The following is a 24,883-nucleotide window of genomic DNA, read 5'->3' as shown; positions in this document are numbered from 1 at the left end:
CTCTCCTCCTATTTTTTAGCTAACTTCATTCCAACAAATGCTGCTACATATGTCACAATAAAACTACACAAAGTTAAATATACAAATGAATTTTGCATAGATAATACCGTTCCACTTGTTCCAAACAAACTTGTTACAGTCCCTGAAACATCAATTTGGAACTTAGAAATCATATTCATTACAATCATCATAATTGTGTAAGAGCCACTGCATACTGCTAATGTAATATACATATTGGCAGTCGATAATTCAGCTAACTTTCTTCCCGCTCTAAACATAAGAAACAATGGAATAATAAGCAGTAATAAACCGTAATGGAATACATTATTCACTTCATCAAATTCAGCAAGGCTTTCCTGACTTGCTCCTTTTGAAATCATTATATCTCTAACCACTACGCCATTTACAGAGATGCCTGATATAAATGAAAACGATAATGTGCTCTCAGATGATTTTGATTTCTTACCAATTCCAGTAAACTCCTTACTAAGTGCTGGACTTGATACTTCTAACGGAGCAAAATGAGCCATACTCCATAATTGAGGTGTTAACTCTAATGCTAATAATGTACTTTCAGATTTTAAAGTTGTTATTTCTTTTAATGGTTCAATACTGTCTTCCTTATTTACTAACGCCATAATACAAACTACTACTGCTGTTACTAAAAGTCCTTTTATCATGGCTGAAATACCGTAATAAACAGACGCTCCATATGGCATTAACTCTTGAAATGCTGCTGCCATATTATTTTTGCTTGTATGAGCAATAAATCCTATTAAGGTAAATAATGTCCCACATACAAAACCACTCAGTAAACTCTTAATCGCTGAATAGCCAACCGTAATCTTACCTGCTTCTGAAAATGGAATTACGAAAGATTGTGATGCTATAAAACTTATAATGAATAAAAAGACACCATAAATAATACCAACTGTTGCTGCTATAAAGATTTGATCCTTAATCGTTTTTGCAACACGCTGCTTTCCTAACCAAATTCCTGTACCAGCGAAAATCATAAATGGAATGATTAATAGTAATGTAAATGGAGTATGCCATGATAAAGAAAATATCAATCCGCTATCGTCGCTAGCTGTAAAACTAAGTAAATGATAATTTAACATCGTAGAAGTTGCACTCGAATAAAAGCTTGGCAACATTTCTAATTCTTTCACAAATTTACTAAACATCTCACTTAATATAGAAGCAAATAATACACTACCAATCCAACCAGCAATTAACATGAGAATACTTGCAACAGCCCCACCAATAAAACCTGTTTTTAAAACAGCTTTATCTGCTGTAAATTTAACTTCAGGCGTACCATCCATTGTAGGCAATTTGATAGATTGTTCCTTTTTCTTCACAATAAATAAAGAATGCCCACACTTTTGGCAATATAAATTTTGCTGAGCATTTTCACTGCCACAACCTTTGCAGTATTTTGCAGTATCTTGTTCTAACGTTACTGCCTCTATAGCTCCTGCAATCTCCATACTTCCTTCGTTAGGGCAATAGTTTACCTCTTCACCATGTTGATTTCCACATGTGCGACAATACATCTAATTCACTCCCCACTTTGCTTAATCCCACAAACCGGACAGTAAGTAGAGTTTTGATCGATATGTTCATTACATGAAATACAATTTGTCGTTTCACCTTCATGTTCTATCGCTAACATTGGATTAGGCTTTCCACACGAACCACAAAACTTATCATTTATTGATAAAGGTCCACCACATTCACATGTAGCTTTCTCGCCTTGTTGCTTTTGCAGTTCAACAATGCGTTTTCTTGCTTGATAAATAGCTACATCAAATTCTTGAACTGGAGCAATCCTTTCTTGTAGGCTCGCTTCATCTACTCCGTTTCCTCTTAATTGAACGTAGACTCGTTGTCCAATCTCTAATAGAACCTCTGCCTTTTTCTGCATTTGCACTTGCATTTCTTTTTTCAGTTGAGCGATTTCTTGCGCAACTTGTAACTTCATCTTCCCTTGCTCAATTCCTTCTTGTAACTTATTCATTCCACTGCCTAACTTCGTCTGTAAATCTGACAAACCATTTCTCCCCCTATACATATATAGTAATATACAAAATTAACACTATATATATTACCATGATTTTCAATTTATGTAATCCAAATTTCATTTTTTCTGTTTTGAGCATTTTTTGTTTATAATGGTAAAGGAAAGAAATATGTGTACGGAGGAATATTATGCTGCAACACTCAATTACGAAAGATGAAATTATGATGATTGCGAATGAGTTCGTTCAAGGACTAGATCCACAGCAAACAGCTGATCAGGAACATGTCGCTACAGCTCGGCACCTATATCGTAGTGGTGTTGTCTACAACGTTGACTTTGATGGTTATACGCTATCAGGAACTGTAGATGCTGCAGGCAGCGTATATAGCGTCCATATCCCGATTCGTAACGTCGCTGAAAGCTATTGCGATTGCTTTGCACCAACGCAATGTGAGCATATGCTCGCTGTTTTACTATCTGCAGCATCTAGTTTCGGGCAAGTAGGAGATGTATTAACTTTATTTAAAAATAATACGAAACCTTCCCTTCCTCCTATTCGAACTGCAAGACAAGTATTGCAATCATCAGCGTTTGAAGAAACGGATTATAAAAGTTGGAAATCGTATTTTGACAACGAATATGAAACATTTAAAAAAGAACAAGCTCGGCTTACTTATAAACAAATGTATTTTCTTATGAGTATTTTTACAGACTTCTATACGAAACTCGAGCGGAAAGCTCCGCGTATCGTTGCGATACATGAGTTGTTCAGGCTACACGCAGCGCTTTATTGCTTTCAAAAATTATTAGAAGAAATTCAGGACTTCGAAGCAAATAAAACGTATTCTTATCACCAGCCTGTTAACGTCGTTCGCTTATTTGTAGATAAAGTGGAATCCATCGTTCGGGACTTACAAACAGAAGCGATTCCTTCAGAGTCTGAAGGAATTTTGCAAGAAACAGCTCGTCTCGTTCACGAAGTATTCTTCTCCACTGACGCCTATACGCAAGAAAGATTTTTTATTTATCGTCACATATGGAGTGAACTCTTACACAATAAAGAGAAACTGCAAGAAGAAGAAAAGCGAATCGATACGAAAATCAATCCACTTTCCAAAGCATTAGCATCTTCTCATCTACTCTTTTTAAATGACGAAGACCTATTAGCTATGGACTTACTAAAGAAACAGCCTGCTTCTGTTGTAAGTTTGTACTTCTATTGGTTAGAAGAGCTATTAAATACAATGCAATGGGATCGTGCGAAAAACTGGCTTTCCTTTACGTATAAACAAGTAAAGAAAACGATACATGAGTACGAAAATACTGTTTTTATCAAAGATATCGTTCGCTTATTTGTAAACATGTATGAAACATATGCAACCCATACAAACGAACAAGCCGGATTCGAAATGATATTGCAAGAGCTATTACCGTATAGTTTCGCAAACTATGAACAATACGTACTCGCGAAAAAACAGTATCGTACATGGGCAGAACTCCATCTCTTACATGGGTTTGAAGCAATTGAAATTTTGAAAGAGCCGCTGAAAGATATTGAAAAGGAAGCGCCAGAAGCGGCACTCCCTCTTTATCACCTTGCTGCTACTGAGGCCATTGAAGAGCGAAATCGCAAATCATATAGACGTGCAGTTCGTTACTTAAAGAAATTACGTACATTATATAAACGATTAAAGCGCACCGATGAATGGGATGCTTTCATTATTCACATCGCAAACTTACATTCACGTCTACGTGCACTACAAGAGGAATTACGGAAAGGAAAATTAATCGATGATCAATCAAACTGAAGTAACAATTAGGCTCCAGCACGTTAGTCAAGGTTGGTTCCTTTGGGGAGAAGATGACAGCGGTACTCCATTATCCGTAACAAGCTGGAAACGAAATGCATTTACATGGCACTCTACTTCCTTCTACGGTACATTTCTAAAAGAAGCAACCTTTGAAGGAAAACAAGGTGTTATACTAACAAACGCACAAGCATTTGAATACATCGCGAATAAACCGATGAACTCCTTTGCCCATATTCAAATGAACGGTCCTATTACAGCACTTACGAAAGATGCGAACGAATTATGGGATGCCTTCACAAGCGGTAGCTTCGTACCTGATATGGAGCGTTGGCCCAAACAACCATCTTGGAAATTGCAAAATACCCCAATCGAAGATGACACATTAGCATCTCTTTTCTCGGCCGCGGTAAATGAAAGCATATTACAAGATAACCGTTCGAACGACGGATGGGAAGATGCAAAGAGACTTTATGAACATTATGACTTTACGAAAAGACAATTGGATGCAGCACTACATGAAGAAGATTGGCTTCGAAAAATTGGTTACATTGAAGATGACCTTCCCTTTACAATTGGACTACGGCTACAAGAGCCGCAAGAAGAATTTGAAATGTGGAAGCTTGAGACAATTGTTACACCAAAGCGCGGGGCACATCGCATATATGTATATGAAAGTATCGATTCTTTGCCAAAACGATGGCACGATTATGAAGAACGTATTCTTGAAACACAAGAAGGATTCAGTAAGCTCGTACCGTGGTTAAAAGAAGGCGATACATTCCGAAGTGAGCTCTTTGAAACAGAAGCGTGGAACTTCTTAACAGAAGCAAGTAACGAATTACTCGCTGCAGGTATTACGATTTTACTGCCATCCTGGTGGCAAAATTTAAAAGCGACAAAACCAAAATTACGTGTGCAGCTGAAGCAAAATGCCACGCAAACGCAATCTTTCTTTGGCATGAATACACTCGTTAATTTTGACTGGCGAATTTCAACGAACGGCATTGATTTATCAGAAAACGAATTTTTCGAACTCGTTGAACAAAACAAACGATTATTCAATATAAATGGTCAATGGATGAGACTGGACCCAGCCTTTATTGAAGAAGTACGAAAGCTTATGAACCGTGCCGATAAATATGGACTCGAAATGAAAGATGTCCTTCAGCAACATTTATCAAACACTGCTGAAACAGAAATTGTAGAAGAAGATAGTCCATTTACCGATATTGAAATTGAGCTAGATGGATATTATGAAGAACTATTCCAAAAACTACTGCACATTGGAGATATTCCAAAAGTAGATGTCCCTTCTGCACTAAACGCAACACTCCGTCCGTATCAACAACATGGCATTGAGTGGTTATTATATTTAAGAACGCTTGGATTCGGAGCATTATTAGCTGACGACATGGGACTTGGAAAAAGTATTCAAACGATCACTTACTTACTATATATAAAAGAGAACAATCTCCAAACAGGCCCTGCTTTAATCGTAGCACCGACATCTGTTCTTGGAAATTGGCAAAAAGAATTTGAGCGTTTCGCACCAAATTTACGTGTTCAGTTACATTATGGAAGTAACCGAGCGAAAGGTGAATCATTTAAAGACTTCCTTCAATCAGCAGATATTGTATTAACATCTTATGCATTAGCTCAACTTGATGAAGAAGAACTTAGTACGTTATGCTGGGATGCTGTTATTTTGGATGAAGCACAAAATATTAAAAACCCACATACGAAGCAGTCGAAAGCAGTACGAAACTTGCAAGCAACTCACAAAATCGCTTTAACCGGTACACCGATGGAAAACCGACTTTCCGAGCTTTGGTCTATTTTTGACTTCATTAATCACGGATATCTTGGCAGCTTAGGACAATTCCAGCGCCGCTTCGTCTCACCGATTGAAAAAGATCGTGACGAAGGAAAAATCCAACAAGTTCAACGATTTATCTCACCATTTTTACTGCGTCGTACGAAAAAAGATCAAACAGTCGCATTAAACTTACCAGATAAACAAGAACAGAAAGCGTACTGTCCACTTACTGGTGAACAAGCTTCCTTATATGAGCAACTTGTTCAAGATACATTGCAAAATGTAGAAGGATTAAGCGGGATTGAAAGACGCGGATTTATATTACTCATGCTGAACAAACTTAAACAAATTTGTAACCATCCTGCTCTTTATTTAAAAGAAACAGAACCAAAAGACATCATCGAACGTTCCATGAAAACGAGCACGCTAATGGAACTAATTGAAAATATAAAAGATCAAAATGAAAGTTGTTTAATCTTCACACAATACATCGGTATGGGGAACATGCTAAAAAATGTGTTAGAAGAACATTTCGGTCAGCGCGTCCTCTTCTTAAACGGTAGTGTACCGAAGAAGGAACGTGACAAAATGATCGAGCAGTTCCAAAACGGAACGTATGACATTTTCATCTTATCGTTAAAAGCAGGTGGAACTGGCTTAAACTTAACCGCTGCCAACCATGTTATTCACTACGACCGTTGGTGGAATCCAGCTGTAGAAAACCAAGCAACAGACCGCGCATATCGTATTGGTCAAAAACGCTTCGTTCACGTTCATAAACTTATTACAACGGGGACACTCGAAGAGAAAATTGATGAAATGTTAGAGAGAAAACAATCCTTAAACAACGCCGTCATTACAACCGATAGTTGGATGACCGAACTATCTACAGATGAACTAAAAGAATTACTTGGTGTATAAACAAAAGGAGCTAATCTCAAAAGATTAGCTCCTTTTTCTATTCCAAAACCAATTACTTATTATAATTCCTGTTAATCCGCCGCATGTATCCAGTAATGAATCTTGCCACATCGGTGTACGATCTCCCGTAGTCCATTGATGAATTTCATCAAATGTTGCATATCCTGCAACGAAAAGGAGAGCGTATATAAAACACCTTTTTCTCGAATAACCCAATCGATGAAAAGCATAATACGTCAATGAACCAAGCATAAAGAACACCATAAAATGAGCGCCTTTACGAAGGAAAAACTCAATAAATCCGCCTACACCTTTATTTGCAATGCTAACAGGTGTACCACCGCCGTAATCGATAGATACCCATGAAAAATGCTCTTTCACAAACTCAACATTTACATATTGTTCAATATCCGAGCGCATATCCTGCTTTTTATATGGTTGTGCCGAGGAATAGAAAATCAACCCCATCCATAGTAAAACAGGAATCCAAAATAACCATTTACGTTTCATTCTTCCGAAGCCCCTCTCTTAATCTTTTAAGAGTACCAAAAAAAAGAATAAATTTCACGCCAAAACATGACATTTGCACCCTATTTATAAAGTGAAAGGGGGTGATAAACATGGCAGTCGAAACAATCGTAATGGACTTAACTTTACGTCTTGTCTTAAACAATGGATTAGATAAGAACGGAAAAACAGCTTTTAAGCAAAAACAATTTAAGCGTGTTAAAACAAATGCAAACTTAGAGCAAGTACAAAACGTAGCACGTGCTCTTGCTTCTTTACAAGCATCACCGCTTCACGCTATACAACTTGTTAGCACATCAGATCTTTCTACCCTATAAGGTGGAACTTTAATCAGTGGCGGGCATCCCCCGCTGATTACACCGATCGCCCTCCCCGCATATAACACGATAAATAAAAAGGAGGAAATAAAGTATGCAAGTACTAGAATTAATTTTCGCGAAAGAAGATGGAAAAACAGTTGTTTTTTCTATCGAAAAACCTATCACACCCGTCGATGCACAAGTCGTAAATCAAGTAATGGATACCATCCTTGCCTCATCTGTATTTTCATCAATGAATGAAAATACCAGAAAAAAAGGAGCCCGTCTCGTAGAAAAGAACGTATCTGAAGTTCCAATTAACTTATAAACAAAAAGACGAATCTGCATCATTTTGCAGATTCGTCTTTTTTCTTCGGCATTTCAATCGGAATAAAGATTTTTGAAAAACCGACGCATACATATTTATAGTGTTCTCCGCCTATATCAAACTCGGTCGTATATGTTGAGAAGAAAATATAATCATTTCGCTTTGTATAATTCTCGATTAATAATCCAACTTGTGGCTCAACATATTTTTTCGCCAACTTCTTACCAGCCGATGCTAAATCGCCAAGGAGACCCTCTTCACTTTCCTTTTGAACTTCGTCTAGCTTCTTACTTACATCATTACGTTTCATAAACTGCTTCGCTGCCCAATCCGTATATTCACCTTTACTCGGATTACTATTTGCTAAATATACTAGAAGCACGACAACTAGAGCCATAATAATATACTTTTTCTTCATACTATCTCACCGCCTACTCTTTTCTATTTTCATATATATGTACAAGCGATGCAAATTAGAAAGACTAACATCTATTGATTGTAAACGAATAGTCAAAATTTACAATATGAAACGGAATATTAACAATTAATTTACTTAATTCGTATATAATTATATTTGGTATTACTATCATTTATAAGGGAGGAATCAAATTTATGAATGAAGAAAATGATATTATTATTTCTAATTCTACAATGATGCTGGAACCTTACAAGCACCCTTATTATCAAACAAAAATTATCGAAAGTAGCGGAAACCATCTTTACTCCTGTCAAACTGCTCTCCAACTCATCAAGCAATCTTGTCTAACCAATGTTCACTCTACTTATCAAGGTAGACGTAATGCAGTCCAAACAAACTTTAAATTTAAACAAAATGTCCCAATTCCAATTAATCATCGAGAATATATTTGTGCTTTCCCGACAGAATCTCCTTCTTCTCCAAACTGTATATGGTTATTTTATAACCATATAGATGACATAGAATTTTTCAAAAAGAGTAAAAAAGCTAACATTCATTTTTCAAATGGCACTACTACAACAATACATATCAGTCCCCATAAGTTAAAACAGCAATTATTAAAAGCTGGATACGTATTATCACGTATGAACATGCAAGATTCACTACAATTTAAAAACCTCTTATTACATTTACTACCTTAACAGAATAAGTAGAATGGAAAGCAATATCCATTGCCTTCCATTCTTATAATCATATTTATTCTCTTAAACTATTTCGCATTTTCTCAAGTGCTTGCCGATACACCCACCTCACTTGATAATAGGTCATTTCCATCTCGTTAGCAATCTCCCCCATCGTCTTCCCTGTAAAAAAACGTTCGAAAATAATATACTTCTCCTTCTCATCTAATACACTCATAAAATCCTTTGCTCTCATTTCAATATCTTCAAAATGGAAGATATCCTCATATTCTCCTACACATACACACTTTTCTTGCACTGCAAACTCTTTCTTCAATCTTTCTAATATATAACCACGCACAGTTATAACTGCATATGCAGGAAAACTTCCTTTCTCCGCATCATACCTTTCATACGCATGCCAAAGTCCAATTAAACCACATTGATAATACTCTTCATGATCTTGATAAATACCTAACTTCTTGATTTGATTTACAATCATTCCTTCATACAACACAACTGCCTCTTTAAAAGTTGCTGGTTTCACACAGTACCCACTTCTAAAAGGTATACCTCTTTGTTATTCCGCCGGTACCTCCACAATATAAAAATAAAGAAGCGATTTCACTGTGAGTAATTTCAAATACGACCGCCGAAATTTTAAATTACACGAAGTAGAATTTGAAATTCTGCTGGTCGTATTTGAAATAAGGGTAGAAATAAAAAAGGTGACTCTTGGGAGAGTCACCTTTTAGTCCAATCATATTATACCGGTAAACCAGGTAAAAACTTTGCCATCAATACAACAATCGCAGCTAAGAATACTGCCTTAATAAGGAATAAAATGATAATTGGAATAGCTGCTTTCACTTTACTTAATCCTGCTGTAACTTGTAATCCTAACCAAATTAAAACTAAATTCCATAAAGAGAACACTTCGATTGAATTACCGATTCCGTATACAAGTGAACCTTTCTCAAATAACGGACCTAAACTTGTATACGCAGTTGGTGCAGCACCTAAAATTAAAGCTATAATACCATTAATGAGACCACCAATAATAACAATAATATCCGCGTATACAATAATCATTACTATTTTTTTATAAGAAGTATCATTCCCGTAAAACATCATAAACACTTTATAAATAGCTGCAACAACGAATGTTGCGATCATAACACCTACTGTTCCCCATATCGTACTAGAAACTACATTTGATACAAGCGAGCCCTGTTCTGCAAGTGCACCACCTAATTTCTTTTGCATTTCAATCATCTCAGGTGATTTATACGTAATATACGAATTTAAACCACCTACAAGTCCTTGTAATAGTGCCACTATGAAGAACATGCCCCAAACTTTCTCAGTCGTCTTCATTCTTTCAAACTGTAAGCCAGGAGAAGTGATCATTCCGAACAATGCTGGCTTCTCTCCGCCAGCTTTTTGCGTATTCAAATTTGCTTCCATTATAACGCCTCCTTCTATTTATATAACCCGTTCTAACGGGCGGTTCACTTCCTCAACATAGAGGCTACGAACCGCCCACTAGAACGGTAATGTGTAGTAGAGAGCCCCTCTCTACTACACTACTAACTTATTCATAACGTAATGCTTCAATTGGATCTAACTTCGCAGCTTTATTCGCTGGAATTAATCCAAAGATAATACCAAGTGTCATAGAGAACAGTACGCCTCCAACAACAACCTCCCATGAAACGAGTGGTGGCCATTTTGCAAATGAGGAAACAATATATGCCCCGCCATATCCAAGACCAATTCCGATTAAACCACCTAGAAGCGTTAACATGACTGCTTCAATTAAAAATTGTAATAAAATTTTACTACGTGTTGCCCCAAGCGCTTTACGTATCCCAATTTCGCGCGTACGCTCCGTTACAGATACAAGCATAATGTTCATAACACCGATACCGCCAACGACTAATGAAATACCAGCGATACCGCCGATGATCATCGTCATGATGCTAGTGACTTTAGAAACATTTTCTTGTAATTCTTTTAAATTCACCAGTTCATATTTACCTGGAATCTCACTTGGCTTACGACTATTTAATACATCAACAGCTTGTTTCCCAGCTGCTTCTAAATCGTCTACATTTTTAGCTTGAATTGCGATATTTTGAATATCATCTGTTCCGAATAAAACAGGCCATAATGTAAGGGGGATTAACGCTTCTTCCATTTCAAATCCCATAAACTCATTATCAGATGTATACACACCAACAATTTGCATTGGCTGCCCCTTCATCTCAATAATTTGTCCAACTGGGTTTACGTCCTTAAATAACGTCTCTTCTGTTTTTGTACTAATCATCACAACGTTATTTGCATGAGAAATATCTGATTCACCTAAAGTACGTCCCTTTACGACCTTTACTTTATTAACCGCAAAATATTCATTATCAAGACCAATAACATTCAGATTTGCTTTTTTATCATTTACATCCAATATCTCTGTTGTCGAATTTGTCGTAATAACATGTGAAACATCTTTCACTTGTTTTACTTCCATAATATCCTCTTCTGTTAACTTTGGTATTTCAAATCCGCCTATAGCAAACTCATCATTCATATCTGGTTTAAATTGAATTGGCATAAGGTTATTACCACCAGAACCTGCGAATTTCGACTTCAGCATCGCTTCCCCGCCTTGCCCAATTGCAACGACAGTAATAATAGAACCAACGCCGATAATAATACCGAGCATCGTAAGAGCTGAACGCAGTTTATGAGCTAAAATAGAAGATAGGGCAATTTTTATACTATCTAGTAAACTCATACCGCACACCTTCTATCTTCTGTAATTTTCCCGTCTCGCAGTACAATGCGGCGGGAAGAATACGCTGCTACTTCCTCTTCATGCGTAACCATAACAATCGTTGTACCTTCTGCATTAAGCTTTGTGAAAATATCCATAACTTGCTCACCAGACTTCGTATCAAGCGCACCAGTAGGCTCATCAGCCATAATGAACGTTGGATTATTCGCAATCGACCTTGCAATCGCTACACGCTGCTTCTGTCCACCTGATAATTCATTCGGCAAATGATGAACCCTATCTGACAAACCGACTTTACCAAGCGCTTCCAGAGCCCTTTGACGACGCTCTGCTTTCTTCACACCACCGTACACGAGCGGAAGTTCAACATTTTCGACTGCCGAAAGACGTGGCAGCAAATTAAAATGCTGGAACACAAAGCCAATATATTCATTACGAATTAAAGCAAGCTTTGACTCGTCTGCTGTTAAGATATTCACATCATTCAGCATATATTCGCCTTCTGTTGGACGATCTAAACAACCGATAATATTCATAAGCGTTGATTTACCAGAACCAGACGGTCCCATAATCGAAACGAACTCACCGCTTTGAATCATTAAACTAATACCGTGCAAAATCGGCACTGCCAATTTTCCTTGATAATACGTTTTAGCAATATTATTTAACGTAATCATTTCTCTTTCACTTCCATTCCGTCATACACGTCGTCGGAAGGATTTTTAACCACCTTTTGCCCCACTTTTGTGCCTTCAACAATCTCTGTCCAATCTCCATCAGTAGAACCTTTTTTCACATTTTGTTTACGAAGCTTCCCTTTCTCTTCAATATAAACAAATGCATCATCGCCTTTTTCTACAATGCTCTTAGTTGGAACAGCAATCATCGTCTTATTCTCTAAACTTACTTGCAGAGAAACGTGATAACCTGGAGATAAACCATCTTGACTATCAAGACTTGCTTTATATGTATATTGGGACATATTTTGAGTCGCTTCACCCATACCACCAGCTTGAGCCATCTCTGCACTCGTTGGGAATTCACTTACCTCTGTAATTTTACCTGTCCACTTCTTCTTACTATTTGCTTTCGCAGTGACAGTAAATGTTTGATCTGGTTGAATTTGTGACTTTTGAAGCTCAGTTAACGTCCCTTGAACTTGGAATGGATCTTTAGACGCCACTTGTAAAAATGCTTTCCCTTGACCACCTAACGCTTGAGATGAACTTTGCGCCGCATCTTTATCTAACTTTTGAACGACACCAGTAAAATTACTATAAATCGTAAGCTCTTTCTGCTTTTTACTTAACTCTTCTTTTTGCAACTTCCCTTTTTCTTTCTCAAGATCAGTTGTCTTTTGCGCCATCTCTAACTCACTTACTTGCTCGTCCATCGGATCCGTTACTTCTTTCCCAGCTCCGCTATCCTTTGCCTTCTTAATTTCTTTCTTCAACGAATCAATTTTCTTTTTCCCTTGATCATAACGCATATCTGCCATCTTCTGATCAAGCTCAGCTTGCTTCATTTGCAAGTTAATCTCTTCATTATCATAAGAGAATAACTTCGTACCTTTCTCTACCTCTTGTCCTTCTTTCACTGCAATATCTTTCACTTTTCCTTTAGTCGGATCTGCATAGAAACTTTCAATATTCCCTGGTTTCACCTGACCAGAAATTAACTTCGTATTATTAAGCTTTCGCTCCGTTACCTTCTCAAAGCTTACAGCATCAGCTGTTGTTGCGCCCTTCTTCTTCCCTTGCATTACAAAAATATTAACTGCTGCTACAATAACAATTAGTGCAATAACCCCGATAATAATCCATTTCTTCTTCTTGTTTGGAGTACGAACCGTATTTGGTACCATATTCTCTCTCCTTTTATAACTTAATAGTTTAATATAAAAATTGTATAAAACTTTCTGAAAAATAATTACATATTATTACATTCTTTTTACAAAGTTTTACACATCCATTTATATTGTAACAAAAATTCCAATGATTAGGAATATGACATATTATCTTTTAAGATAGATTTAAGGAAAGATTATATTAATATAAGAAAAGCCATCCAAAATGATAATTGGATAGCTTTTCGAACAAAATATTACGCCGCGTTAGGAGCTTTTCTCTCATGTCCACGTTGAACGATGAACAAGAAGACTGTTGATAAAATGGCACCTGTTAATAGTAAGATGAAGCAACCGTCCCAGCCAGAACGATCAACAATAACACCGATTGCTGCGTTTGCTACAAGACTTCCGCCTACATAACCGAACAGACCACACATACCAACTGTCGTACCTACTGCAAATTTCGGTACTAATTCCATCGCACTTAAACCGATTAAGAACTGTGGCACATAAATTAAGCAACCGATAATAGAAACTGCAATACTTACAACAAGTATGCTAGTTGCTTGCCAATATACAAACGTACCAATAACAACTCCGACCATACTAATGATACATAATGGCATACGTTTTCCTTTAAATAATTTATCACTTAAAAGACCAACGATTAATGAACTTGGAATTGCCATACCTTCAAAGATTGCGTACGCTGCGTGTGCTTCATTTTTTGAGAAACCTTTAACTGTCGTTAAATAAAGTGGAACCCAGTTAATAACACCGAAGCGAATTAAATAAACAAATGCATTCGCAATACATAAGAACCATACAAATTTATTTTTCACTACATATTTCATTAAAATTTCTTTTGGTGACATCTTGTTAGCATTATCTGCTTTTTCAAGATTTTCATAGTCATTACGATATTCATCAATTGGAGGAAGACCTTCTGATTCTGGTGTATCCTTCGCATTAATCCAAACAAGAACTGAGATTACCATTGCGATAATCGCTGGGAAAATAAACACGCCGCCTTGCCAATGATTTTCACCAAAAATAGCTACACCAATTCCGACAAGTGGTGGTACGAGCATTCCGCCAACGTTATGTGAAATATTCCAAATACCTGTTTTCGTACCGCGTTCTTTCTTCGAGAACCATTTCGTCATAACGATACTACAAGGTGGTGCTCCCATACCTTGTACAATACCATTTAGAACAAGTAGTGTAACAATCATTCCAAATGACGATGCAAAACCGAAACAAATATTTACAAGCCCTGATAAGAATAAACCGACTGCGATAAAGCGCTGGGCGAAAGCTTTATCTGACAAATTACCCATAAAGAACTTACTAAATCCATAAACAATTGCCATGATTGAACCTAGTAGTCCAATTTCAGCTGTACTAAATCCATATTCTTGTACTAAATACGTACTTGATAACGTAAAGTTACTACGAACTAAATAATAAGCAGCATACCCAACTGAAATTCCCATCAATACACGAATACGTAGTAATCGATATACACGGTCAATCATATCCGCTGGCAATCTTTCAATTGCAGGTGCTGGCTTGAGCCATTTAAACATATATTTCCGTCTCCTTTTCTCACTTCTGAGAGAGACGCTGTCTATTCCATATCTCGATTATTCCGCTATTTGATATATTTTGGTTTGTTCTTCTAACCGGCTTTCCTTCTATTTCTTTCTCGTTCTTCGCAAACATCGTTGGTACGCCAAACGAAACTTTTTCTAAAATGTGACCCGCTTCTTCTGATAAACAATAATCAATAAATAAATCCGCAATAATACCATTCGGTGCACGTTTTAGTTTCGAAATCGCATTAACAGATAACCCTGTTTGCTCAGGTACAATACTTACAATTGGAAAGCCTCGTTTTTGAAGCATTCTCTGATCTCCCATGAAATTGATGCCTATCATATACTCACCGCTCGCAACAAGTTCCACTGGTATGTAACCATTCACCGTTACTTCACCAACTTGTCCTGCAAGGTTCTTCACATATTCCTTCGCTTCCACTTCACCTAAAGTATCAATACGTGATTGAAAAAACGTATATGCTGTTCCTGAGACATTTGGATCTGGCATCACAATTTTTCCCTTATATACTGGATTTAATAAATCTTGCCACCTTGATGGATAAGGAAGTCCGAGCGATGCTATTTCTTCATTCCACCGCTCTTTATTGATCGCAATTGCCAGCTTCTCCACTTCATAACCGTACCAATAACCGTCTTTATCTTTAACAGTTTTTGAAATACGGTTCGCATGCTGACTCGTAACAGGAATAGATAGATTTTTTTGCTTCATCATTTGATGCGCATCTACCGTACCGCCAATAATAATATCCGCTTTCGGATTTCCAGCTTCCTCTTCTACCCTCCGAAGAAGCTCTTCTGTCGAAAGACGAATAAATTCATACGTACAGCCGCGTGGTTTACAAAATGATGAAAGCAAAGCTTCACCAACTTCCTCACGAGCTGCTACATACGCAACAAGATGACGATCATCCAAAATAGGGAGACCACTTTTATTATATTTAATAGAGGTTGTATCTCGAGAGCAACTAGACATCGCTCCTCCAATTACTAGCAAAAAAAAGAAAAAGGCTATCTTTCTCATGACACATTCTCCTTTACAAATAAATTTGCGAGGGAGCTTTTCATATACATAACATTCCCGTTATTATCGCCGAGATATTGCACAACAAAGTACGATGGATACACAGAAATAGTAAGAATGTCTTCTCGCTCATTCTTTATACGCTTCCCTGTTTTATAAGCGGTAATATAAGCAATCGGTTCATTCTGTGATTGTAATAATTTCTGTATTTCTCCGTAATCTGTAATTTGCTTTGCGTACCGAATCGAATCAAGTATGTGCGTAAGATTCATCGCACGTTCTACATCACCTTGGCGTACTATGACATCCTGCGCTGACGCAAAAAAATCACTAATACGTTCTGGTGTGTAATACAGGCTTAACAAATACGTTTGAAATGCTGAAATCATTGGGTCCGTACCATTCTTTCCGTACACATCAGCCCCGTACTGGAACAAGTCACCTACTGCAAAAGTACGTTTATGTCCATTCAAGTACGTTACTTCTCCAGTAAATACTTGTTCTTGATTCTTAGCTTCTCTCGGTTCTATTTGAATTCGGTCAAAGAATGAAACAATCGTATGCAAACGAACTTCATCCGTTATAACAATTTCTCCCCACTTTTCATGCCTAACCTTCATTTCGGTAGGCAGGGATTCATTCACTCTTTGTAAAACAGTTTGTTTGTCATTCACTATTGTGATTCGATTGTATATTTGCTTCTCCATCACATAAAACAAAATAAGAGAAACAATTATACAAAGAACAAACATAAGAATTTGAAATGATAGCCTTTTCATTTCTGCCTACCTCCAAGATAAAAAAACGTTGTTTCGAAAATACCGCATAATTGTTTCATAAATGTATCATTTAACCGCTTTCAAGTTTTTTATGTCTTCCATCCGTCTCGGAAGCAAAAATGTAATAAATATTGTAGTACCAATCTCTTCACTACTCTCAATTCGCATACTTCCGCCCTGCTTATTCATAATCTCCTGACAAATATACAAACCGTAACCATTCCCGTAACTAGAAGGCAGTACCTTCCCTTCTGGCGATTCATTCCACTCTGCAAGCACACCTTCATCTATACCAATGCCATCATCATGAATAAAAACCTTTGCCTCACGTTCATTTACAATTACATTCATACGAATTTGCGTAGCATCGCTATATTTTATCGCATTATCAAGCACGTTTAAGAAAATCTGTTTCGTCTTATCGAAATCCGCAACAACATGTACATCTGTTAACTCATTTATCACTTCAATCTCAAATTTCTGCAGACGAGGTTTCACAATTGAAACTGCTTCTTCGGCTAATTCCTTTACATTCACAACTGTAGGTGACACTTCAAACGTACTCTTCCCGTACTTTGAAGACTTAAGCAATTCCTCTACAAGTGATAATAAACGCTCACTCTCTACAGCCACATATCGCAGGCTCTCTTGTACATCTTCCTTCGCCTTTAACTTCGGAATTAAATCCACATAGCCAATAATCGCCGTTAACGGTGTTTTTAGCTCATGCGTAATGCGGTCTAAGAAATCTTTCTGCTTCTCTTTCTCCTCTTTCAATTGCTTGATATGCAGCTCAATTCCATCGGCCATCGCATTAAAAGATGCTGAAAGCTGAGCAATTTCCACATATTCATTTAGCTCAATCTTGCTTTTATAATCCCCATTCGCAAGCCGCTTTGCCATTTGTCTTAACTGATCAATCGGCTTATGAAGAGATTTTGCCAAACGAATTGCAAAGAAAATACCTGCAGCTACGAGACAAAGAGACGTCATTAAGAACGTCCAGCCAACATTTGTTAAAACTTCCTTCTCACCCGTTAACTCATTTATAAAACGAACACTTCCGATGACATCGTTTCCATAATAAACTGGGCTTGAAAACAAAAGAATTGGAGCTGGATCTCCCTCTTCAAAAACATAAGACTTCTTCCCCTTCAAAGAACTTTCAATATCAATGTTCCGATGAAGAAGCGCTCCTTTTTGCGTATCCGCAACAACATCTCCATTCTTCCCAATCATCTGTACACGTACATCCATGCGCTTTGCTAAATACGAAGCAATTAAAAGTGAATTCGGGCCGAGCGTCTCGACCTCTGCTTCCTTCTCTAAATAATTCATCGTATAAATTTGTGCTTCTACACTTAACTTCTCTAAAGAATTTGCCGCGTTATGATACATATTCTTTTCTAACGTAATATAAACAACTGCGTACAAAAGAACAAAAATCGGGATTAACAGTCCCACTATTCCAAACACCATATTTCTTTTTAAAGACATACCATCACCACTTAACAATCTAGTTTATAGCCAACGCCATAAATTGTCTTAATATATTCCCCGCTATTCCCTAGCTTCTTCCGCAGTCTTTGCACCATAATATCAACCGCTCTCGTATTTCCGATATACTCAAACCCCCATACTTTCTCAAGTAACTCATCTCTCATAAATACACGCTGCGGATTGGAAACAAACAACTGACATAAATTAAACTCTCTGTACGTTAACTGAATTTCTTGTCCACTAACATGTACCTTTCTTTCCTTAGGACAAATCGTTATCTCTCCTGCCCCAATTACTTCATGACTTACCGTTACCTCTGCCTTCTTCACACGCCGCGTCATATTCTTAATCCGAAGAATAAGCTCCGCATAATTAAATGGCTTCGTCACATAATCATCCGCACCAAGCTGCAGACCAAGCAATTTATCATTCATCTGACTCTTTGCAGTTAACATGAGCACTGGAATATCCCTATTCTTCTCACGGAACAATCGAAGCAACTCGTACCCATCTGTATCTGGAAGCATAACATCCAAAATTAATACATCCGGTCCTTCATTCCATTTCTCTAAAGCTTCTCTTCCATCAGCCGCCGTGAACACTTCATACCCTTCCATCTCCAACTGCATCCGAATCAAATTACGAATACTCGATTCATCATCAACTACAAGTATTTTCATTATTCTCCTCCTTCCATCCCGTATTATAGTACAGTTTAGTATAGCAAAAATCTTATAAAAAAAGAGAGGGTATTGTCGAACATATGTTGAACGACAATACCCTCTCTTTCACTTATTATATTTTATTTAGCATACCCATTAGGTTGCTTCTGATGCCAATTCCAAGCATGCTCAATGATTGTTTTCACATTTACATACTTAGGATCCCATCCTAACTTCTCTTTCGCTTTCTGAGAAGAAGCAACTAAACGTGCTGGATCTCCCGCACGACGTGGCGCTACTTCAGCAGGAATTTCATGATTTGTAACTTCACGAACTGCATCAACGATTTCTTTCACACTGAAACCATTACCATTTCCTAAGTTATAGAAATCACTCTCTCCGCCGTTCTGTAGGTCTTTAAGCCCTAAGAAGTGAGCTGCCACTAAATCTTCAACATGAATATAATCACGGATACAAGTACCATCTGGTGTATTATAATCCTCACCAAACATCATAATCTTCTCACGTTGACCTAACGCCACTTGCAGTACAAGAGGAATTAAATGAGTCTCTGGGCGGTGATCTTCCCCAATAATACCATTTGGAGTTGCACCAGCCACGTTAAAGTATCTGAAAATCTTATAACGTAAATTAGAAGCTTGGCTATACCAATGAAGCATCTTCTCGATTGCTAACTTCGTCTCTCCATACGTATTCGTTGGATTTGTCATCGTTTCCTCAGTAATAAGGTCTACATCTACCTCACCATACGTCGCCGCAGTAGAAGAGAAAATAAACTTATCTACCTTAAACTCATCCATTACCTCTAATAAGCAAAGTGCACCATACACATTGTTATTATAATATTGAAGAGGCTTCTCCATACTAACTCCAACTAAAGAATCAGCTGCGAAATGCATAACCGCCTCAATATTTTCTTGTTTAAAAACATCTCTTAAAAATGCTTTATCACGAAGGTCGCCATTATAAAACTTCGCACCTTCCGTAATTGCATCCTCATGACCAGTTTGTAAGTTATCTACTACTACTACAGATAAACCTTCGTCTACTAATTTTTTCACAGCGTGAGAACCGATATAACCAGCTCCGCCGCAGATTAGAATTGAATTCATTGTTTTCCTCCTACATATATTAGGATTTCTTATTCACTTACTTATTATAAAAGGTATACGATTGCTCGTATACCTTTTGTGTACCTTTATTACTTAGCAACGAAATAATCCGTTACATATTGTGCCCAAACTTCATGCCCTTTAGCACTTGGGAAACCGAACTCTTCTGTTAAATAAGGTAAAATAGCTTTCGTTGCTGCATCAGGCCATGCTCCCCAATGATCCACATATGTATAACCATTTTGCGTCGCAAATTGCTTTAACGCCTCAATCGCCTTCGGATAATTCTTCGCACCATACACTGGGTTTGGTGGTTGAATCATAATCGTAGCACCCTTTGCACTAGTAGAAAGTGCTTGCACAAACTTCTGTGTACTCGCAACAGAGTTTCCATTACCAGTTTTACCATTGTCAGTAATAAACGGTGGCTCGAATAAAATCACATCTGGATTTTCTTTCGCAATCTCTTTATCACGTTTATTTGTGATTAACTCGTCTGTACTTTCACCCTTATATTCCTTGACTGTCACATTCCATAACTCTTTACCGTAAGCAGTTTCTAAATTAGCCGTTAACTTAGCTGCCCAAGCATCTTTTTCAGATGAAGAAGCTTCATCACCAACAATAACAAGGTTTACCACCTTTTTATCCTCAGCAGCTTTCTTTAACTTCTCTTTCACTTCATCTGGTAAATTCTTCGCATATGCTTCATTAAAAGATGACTTCGCATCTTGTTTTTTCTCTGCTTTCTTCGCTCCGCTATCTTTCACTTCAGACTTCGTTTTCGTTACTTCACTCGTCTGTCCCGTCGCATTCGCAATCTTCTTATTCCAGTACAATTTACCGCTCACAACCGAAGCGACAAACAATACAAAAATAACTAGGACAAGTACTGCTTTCTTATTCATCGATTCACCTCATCTATTAATCTCACAATATATAATATTAATATAAATCCATGCAAAAATAAACCCAACTCCTACCAAAGGAGTTGGGTTATTACATATTACTTAGTCACTTCAAGATGCGCTCTTAACTTATTCGTAATATCTTGTTTCGCTGCATCTGGAACGTAGTAGTACCAAATACCATCAGCAGCTTTGTGGCCGTCACCTGGGATTTGGATTTCTTCACTATTCTCCATGCAATCTTTATAGTTCTTTTGAATATCAAACATTTGATCTTGCGTTAAACTTGTTTTAACATTTTTCTCAATTGCTTTTAATACATCACCATAATTTGCTAAAGAAGATACACTTGCACCTTTTTTAATTACAGCTTGAATGACTTGGCGTTGGCGCATTTGACGACCGAAGTCACCGCGTGGATCTTCATAACGCATGCGAGTATACTTTAATGCTGTTTCACCATTTAAATGGATATTACCTTTAGCAAAATGCTGATTTCTCGATGTAAACTCCAAATCGTTATTAACATCAACACCGCCAACAGCATCTACAATATCTTTGAACCCAGCCATGTTTACTTCGATGTAATGATCAACTGGTACATTAAGAAAATTCTCTACTGTTTTTACAGACATATCAATGCCACCGAAAGCATAGGCGTGGTTGATTTTATCTTTTTTACCTTTACCAACAATTTCTGTATAAGAATCACGTGGAATACTTGTAATTTTCATAGATTTTGTTTTTGGATTTAAAGTAAATAACATAAGTGAATCTGATCTACCTGTTCCATTATCTTCTTGGTCTACACCCATTAATAAAATAGATATAGGTTTATTATCTGCAATCTCTACTTTCTTATCTCGCTTATCGGACTTATCACGATCCAAAGGCTTATGCACTGTATTTAACGCATTAGACACATTAGAATATACAGTATATGCATATACACCACCAGCAATAACAAGAACACCAATGATACCTAGAATCCAAAATAGAATCTTTTTCTTCATCGTTTTTCCTTCTTTCGGGTAACAATTTTAACATTATAAATTTCATTCCATATAATACTATACGGATATACACATAACTTGTAAATGACTTGTAAACTAAATGCTACTCTAATATTTCATTAATAGAGGGCATACATGTTTATATATCAAGAATTTAAAAACAAATCCTCATAATCATTCACTATTTTCTCCCACGAATATTCATGAATAATTCGATCTTTAGCTTTGTTACTTAACTTATCAATTTCATCTTCAGAATAAACCTCTACTTCTTGAATTAAATTAGCTAAAGCACCTTCTTCTTTAGAGAAATAAACCGCACCTTCTTCGCCAACCTCTTTATTGAATACTACATCCAAAAGCAGATTCAACTTCGTAGACGCTAACGCCTCTAATAATGATGGGTTTGTCCCACCCACTTCATGTCCATGGAAATAAGCAAATGCATCTTCACGAATTTTCCTTAACAAATCTTGGTCATATACAGTACCAACGAATTTAATACGTGGATCCTTATTAAACTTCGTTTTTGCTAATAATTCTTGATAAAATTGATTTTCTTCAACATTAGAAATAATAACAAAATCCTTTTTAGAATTGGATTTCATAAATTCACGAACCATTAATTCATAATTATTCTCTGGAACAAAACGACCAACTACTAAATAATATTCATTCACAGCTACATCATGTTTCTTATACCATTCAATTAATGTGCTGTCATCTTCTTTTAAAGAAGAAGTTGTAACATCCGCACCATAGGCAATAAATGTTGTCTTTGGTTCATGCTTTTTATAATCCTTTTGGATATAAGATTCAATACCCTTAGAATCACATACCAGTAAATCAGCATGCTTTACCATTAGATTTTCAGATATTTTCCAATAACTTCTAATAGCTGGACTCCATTTACTTCTTTTCCATTCGTGACCATCTGGATTTACAAAGACTTGAACACCCATTTTTTCTAACTTCCTTTTATAGAAAGAGAAAAATGGACCAATACGACATGCGAGTATATATACAATACAGTTTTTAAGATTATTTTTTTTAATATAACTAATACACTCTCTTAAACTCAATATATCATACGCTACAGCTTTCGCACTCCCAATTTCAGGGGTCTTCACATTGAAGCATCTCGCCTTATTATGCTGAAATTCTTCATTGTTATCCGCTAAGCAAGATACATGATACTGAATATCTTCACTTTTCTTACGTTCTGTTAAATACTCTACAAATGTTTCAAATCCCCCATACTTTGCTGGAATTCCTTTCGATCCAATAATAAATACGTGTTTCATCTATTCTTCTCCCGCTCTTACCTCTTGATACAGGTTTATTATTTCTTTAGTATGTTGCTCCATTAAATGAGGAAAATCCAATTTCAATAGATTTTCATTTATATAATCTAACAATGAAGTGTCGTCAAGAATCATTGATAATTTATCAATAAAATCATGCTTATTTACTTTATATATAAAGCCAGTTTCTCCATCTTGTACTAAGTCCTTGAAACCAACATATTCAGAGACCATGACTGGAACGCCATACGATTGTGCTTCTAACCCAATAAATCCAAAGGTTTCCTTACAAACACTAGGAATAATTAGTAAATCAACTTCACTAAAAATATCTTTTAATTGACTATAATTATATCGGCCATAAAAGGTATAATATTCAGGATTATATGTGTCTGGATCATTTACAAAATCACCATAAACTCCTAAATGCCAATTAGTATATCCCTTTTCCTTTAAAGAATCCAATTGATTTTTTAAAGAATAAAATCCTTTATAGGTATCTATGGGTCCTAAATATCCTAATCTAACTACTTCATTTCCTCTTTGTTTAACTTTACGCTCTTGACGATAATCAGAAATATCTTGATGACTAATAGAGACTATCTTCCCATTCACATCAAGATATTTTTCGAATTGCTCTTTTGCTATAGAACTATTGAAATGGAAGTAATCTATCAATTTGAATATTGTTAAATAATAATCGCGTAATTCTATATAATACGTCGCTAAATTCACATCTATTTCTTCAATCTCTCGTTCTACCCTAGTAGCTACAGTATTATTTTTAGTCTGATTCTTTTTAATTTTTCTAAGTGATTTTACGATACTACTATCTTTTAAATAACGATATGGATACGATTGCATCACATGAACCATCGGAAGACTTAATGCATTCACATTACATTCTATACAGCTTTTCCCATTATCAAAATCATTACAAATGTTACCTTTTGAGTCCATCAAATTTACTTTTGGACAAAGACCAAAATAATCATGTGTAGTAAATACAATTTTTATATCTAATTTCTTTGCCGTTTCAAAAAATTCTTTGTGTATCCCCATCAAGGTATGTACATGAATTACCTCTGGTTTTAATTCTATTAAAAATTCCTCATATACCTTATGATCTATTTCCTTCATAAAATGTTCAGGCTGATTAATTCCATTTAATAAAGGAATCGGTAAAGGGTTAACTAATTCATATACCGATATACTTCCATATGGTTTATTTTTCTTAATAGCTGTCCTTTTCGAAAAAGTGAATTTTCCCGGATACAAAAGAAATACTTGATGCTCTTGTCCTTGTGAATGCATTAAATCTACTGAGTATTTTGTTAACCCACCTGTGCGATACGGGGGTAATCCCAGTGAAATATGCAATATTTTCAATTTGTTCTCTCCTTAGTTTCACCATGGGATTATAAATTTTCCATGTTATTATTTACAAAAAAAATGAAGGTAATAAAAT

Annotated in this window: 24 protein-coding genes; 5 read left to right on the top strand and 19 right to left on the bottom strand. The window is 36.5% G+C overall.

Translation table 11 applies throughout. The annotated features are described in order from the left end of the window. Nucleotides 1-8: 8 nt before the first annotated feature. Together QCI46_RS01275 and QCI46_RS01270 are read right to left on the bottom strand one after the other, a co-directional pair. A complete protein-coding gene (locus QCI46_RS01275; RefSeq protein ID WP_327959615.1) occupies nt 9-1,559 on the bottom strand; it encodes a zinc ribbon domain-containing protein in 1,551 nt (516 codons plus the stop codon). Nucleotides 1,560-1,564: 5 nt separating this feature from the next. Continuing rightward, nucleotides 1,565-2,056, bottom strand: coding sequence for a zinc ribbon domain-containing protein (locus QCI46_RS01270; RefSeq protein WP_327959616.1), 492 nt, complete (start codon nt 2,054-2,056; stop codon nt 1,565-1,567). A gap of 158 nt (nt 2,057-2,214) precedes the next feature. On the opposite strand from QCI46_RS01270, the gene QCI46_RS01265 reads away from it, so the two are divergent. Together QCI46_RS01265 and QCI46_RS01260 are read left to right on the top strand one after the other, a co-directional pair. Next, entirely contained in the window at nt 2,215-3,834 is a 1,620-nt protein-coding gene (locus QCI46_RS01265) for an SWIM zinc finger family protein (protein ID WP_353839432.1), read from the top strand. After that, nucleotides 3,818-6,574: a DEAD/DEAH box helicase gene (locus QCI46_RS01260; RefSeq protein ID WP_353839431.1), complete on the top strand. Its 2,757-nt coding sequence runs from the start codon at nt 3,818-3,820 to the stop codon at nt 6,572-6,574. Before QCI46_RS01265 ends, QCI46_RS01260 begins: the two co-directional genes overlap by 17 nt. Nucleotides 6,575-6,598: 24 nt before the next feature. Here the strand turns inward: QCI46_RS01260 and QCI46_RS01255 are convergent, their stop codons facing one another. After that, on the bottom strand, nt 6,599-7,084 hold the full coding sequence (locus tag QCI46_RS01255; RefSeq protein WP_088064833.1) for a VanZ family protein: 486 nt from the start codon (nt 7,082-7,084) through the stop codon (nt 6,599-6,601). Nucleotides 7,085-7,194: 110 nt separating this feature from the next. Here QCI46_RS01255 and QCI46_RS01250 point away from each other — a divergent pair, with 110 nt between their 5' ends. Continuing rightward, nucleotides 7,195-7,419, top strand: a complete 225-nt coding sequence (locus QCI46_RS01250; protein ID WP_353839430.1) for a DUF1659 domain-containing protein — start codon at nt 7,195-7,197, stop codon at nt 7,417-7,419. Nucleotides 7,420-7,513: 94 nt separating this feature from the next. Then, nucleotides 7,514-7,729 (top strand): DUF2922 domain-containing protein, encoded by a 216-nt coding sequence (locus tag QCI46_RS01245; protein WP_353839429.1) that lies wholly within the window; start codon nt 7,514-7,516, stop codon nt 7,727-7,729. A 19-nt stretch (nt 7,730-7,748) separates the two neighbouring features. On the opposite strand, the gene QCI46_RS01240 is transcribed toward QCI46_RS01245, so the two are convergent. After that, nucleotides 7,749-8,147 (bottom strand): DUF4359 domain-containing protein, encoded by a 399-nt coding sequence (locus tag QCI46_RS01240; protein WP_353839428.1) that lies wholly within the window; start codon nt 8,145-8,147, stop codon nt 7,749-7,751. A 194-nt stretch (nt 8,148-8,341) separates the two neighbouring features. Between QCI46_RS01240 and QCI46_RS01235 the strand changes: the two genes are divergently transcribed. Next, complete coding sequence (locus tag QCI46_RS01235) at nt 8,342-8,848, top strand: competence protein ComK (protein ID WP_001001399.1); 507 nt, start codon at nt 8,342-8,344, stop codon at nt 8,846-8,848. Nucleotides 8,849-8,903: 55 nt separating this feature from the next. Here QCI46_RS01235 and QCI46_RS01230 read toward each other — a convergent pair whose 3' ends face one another. From QCI46_RS01230 to QCI46_RS01160, 15 genes are all read right to left on the bottom strand, one after another. After that, nucleotides 8,904-9,374 (bottom strand): sigma-70 family RNA polymerase sigma factor, encoded by a 471-nt coding sequence (locus QCI46_RS01230; protein ID WP_353839427.1) that lies wholly within the window; start codon nt 9,372-9,374, stop codon nt 8,904-8,906. 218 nt (nt 9,375-9,592) lie between these two features. Continuing rightward, nucleotides 9,593-10,294 carry a YknW family membrane protein gene (gene yknW / locus QCI46_RS01225; RefSeq protein ID WP_353839426.1) on the bottom strand — a complete coding sequence of 234 codons (702 nt, stop codon included), beginning with the start codon at nt 10,292-10,294 and terminating at the stop codon, nt 9,593-9,595. A 127-nt stretch (nt 10,295-10,421) separates the two neighbouring features. Continuing rightward, nucleotides 10,422-11,624: an ABC transporter permease gene (locus QCI46_RS01220; RefSeq protein WP_353839425.1), complete on the bottom strand. Its 1,203-nt coding sequence runs from the start codon at nt 11,622-11,624 to the stop codon at nt 10,422-10,424. Beyond that, nucleotides 11,621-12,301, bottom strand: a complete 681-nt coding sequence (locus tag QCI46_RS01215; RefSeq protein ID WP_353839424.1) for an ABC transporter ATP-binding protein — start codon at nt 12,299-12,301, stop codon at nt 11,621-11,623. Before QCI46_RS01215 ends, QCI46_RS01220 begins: the two co-directional genes overlap by 4 nt. Then, on the bottom strand, nt 12,298-13,488 hold the full coding sequence (locus QCI46_RS01210; protein ID WP_353839423.1) for an efflux RND transporter periplasmic adaptor subunit: 1,191 nt from the start codon (nt 13,486-13,488) through the stop codon (nt 12,298-12,300). The genes QCI46_RS01215 and QCI46_RS01210 overlap by 4 nt, the downstream gene beginning before the upstream one ends. Nucleotides 13,489-13,727: 239 nt before the next feature. Then, entirely contained in the window at nt 13,728-15,062 is a 1,335-nt protein-coding gene (pgtP, locus tag QCI46_RS01205; protein ID WP_353839422.1) for an MFS transporter, read from the bottom strand. A gap of 19 nt (nt 15,063-15,081) precedes the next feature. Next, entirely contained in the window at nt 15,082-16,116 is a 1,035-nt protein-coding gene (locus tag QCI46_RS01200) for an ABC transporter substrate-binding protein (RefSeq protein ID WP_353839421.1), read from the bottom strand. Further along, nucleotides 16,113-16,895 (bottom strand): DUF3919 family protein, encoded by a 783-nt coding sequence (locus QCI46_RS01195; RefSeq protein ID WP_048542611.1) that lies wholly within the window; start codon nt 16,893-16,895, stop codon nt 16,113-16,115. Before QCI46_RS01195 ends, QCI46_RS01200 begins: the two co-directional genes overlap by 4 nt. Nucleotides 16,896-16,961: 66 nt before the next feature. Next, nucleotides 16,962-18,392 carry a HAMP domain-containing sensor histidine kinase gene (locus tag QCI46_RS01190; protein WP_353839420.1) on the bottom strand — a complete coding sequence of 477 codons (1,431 nt, stop codon included), beginning with the start codon at nt 18,390-18,392 and terminating at the stop codon, nt 16,962-16,964. An 11-nt stretch (nt 18,393-18,403) separates the two neighbouring features. Beyond that, a complete protein-coding gene (locus tag QCI46_RS01185; protein ID WP_137053281.1) occupies nt 18,404-19,075 on the bottom strand; it encodes a response regulator transcription factor in 672 nt (223 codons plus the stop codon). A 122-nt stretch (nt 19,076-19,197) separates the two neighbouring features. Continuing rightward, nucleotides 19,198-20,190 carry a UDP-glucose 4-epimerase GalE gene (gene galE / locus QCI46_RS01180; RefSeq protein WP_001084638.1) on the bottom strand — a complete coding sequence of 331 codons (993 nt, stop codon included), beginning with the start codon at nt 20,188-20,190 and terminating at the stop codon, nt 19,198-19,200. An 89-nt stretch (nt 20,191-20,279) separates the two neighbouring features. Next, on the bottom strand, nt 20,280-21,098 hold the full coding sequence (locus tag QCI46_RS01175; RefSeq protein WP_353839419.1) for an SGNH/GDSL hydrolase family protein: 819 nt from the start codon (nt 21,096-21,098) through the stop codon (nt 20,280-20,282). A gap of 98 nt (nt 21,099-21,196) precedes the next feature. Then, complete coding sequence (gene tagU, locus QCI46_RS01170) at nt 21,197-22,111, bottom strand: polyisoprenyl-teichoic acid--peptidoglycan teichoic acid transferase TagU (protein ID WP_087985949.1); 915 nt, start codon at nt 22,109-22,111, stop codon at nt 21,197-21,199. A gap of 146 nt (nt 22,112-22,257) precedes the next feature. After that, a complete protein-coding gene (gene cps2T, locus QCI46_RS01165) occupies nt 22,258-23,415 on the bottom strand; it encodes a beta 1-4 rhamnosyltransferase Cps2T (protein WP_353839418.1) in 1,158 nt (385 codons plus the stop codon). After that, nucleotides 23,416-24,804 carry a glycosyltransferase gene (locus QCI46_RS01160; protein ID WP_353839417.1) on the bottom strand — a complete coding sequence of 463 codons (1,389 nt, stop codon included), beginning with the start codon at nt 24,802-24,804 and terminating at the stop codon, nt 23,416-23,418. Between the last annotated feature and the right edge of the window lie 79 nt (nt 24,805-24,883).

Source organism: Bacillus cereus group sp. RP32 (assembly GCF_040459735.1).
GTDB lineage: Bacteria > Bacillota > Bacilli > Bacillales > Bacillaceae_G > Bacillus_A > Bacillus_A wiedmannii.
This window is presented reverse-complemented; position numbering and strand designations above follow the sequence as displayed.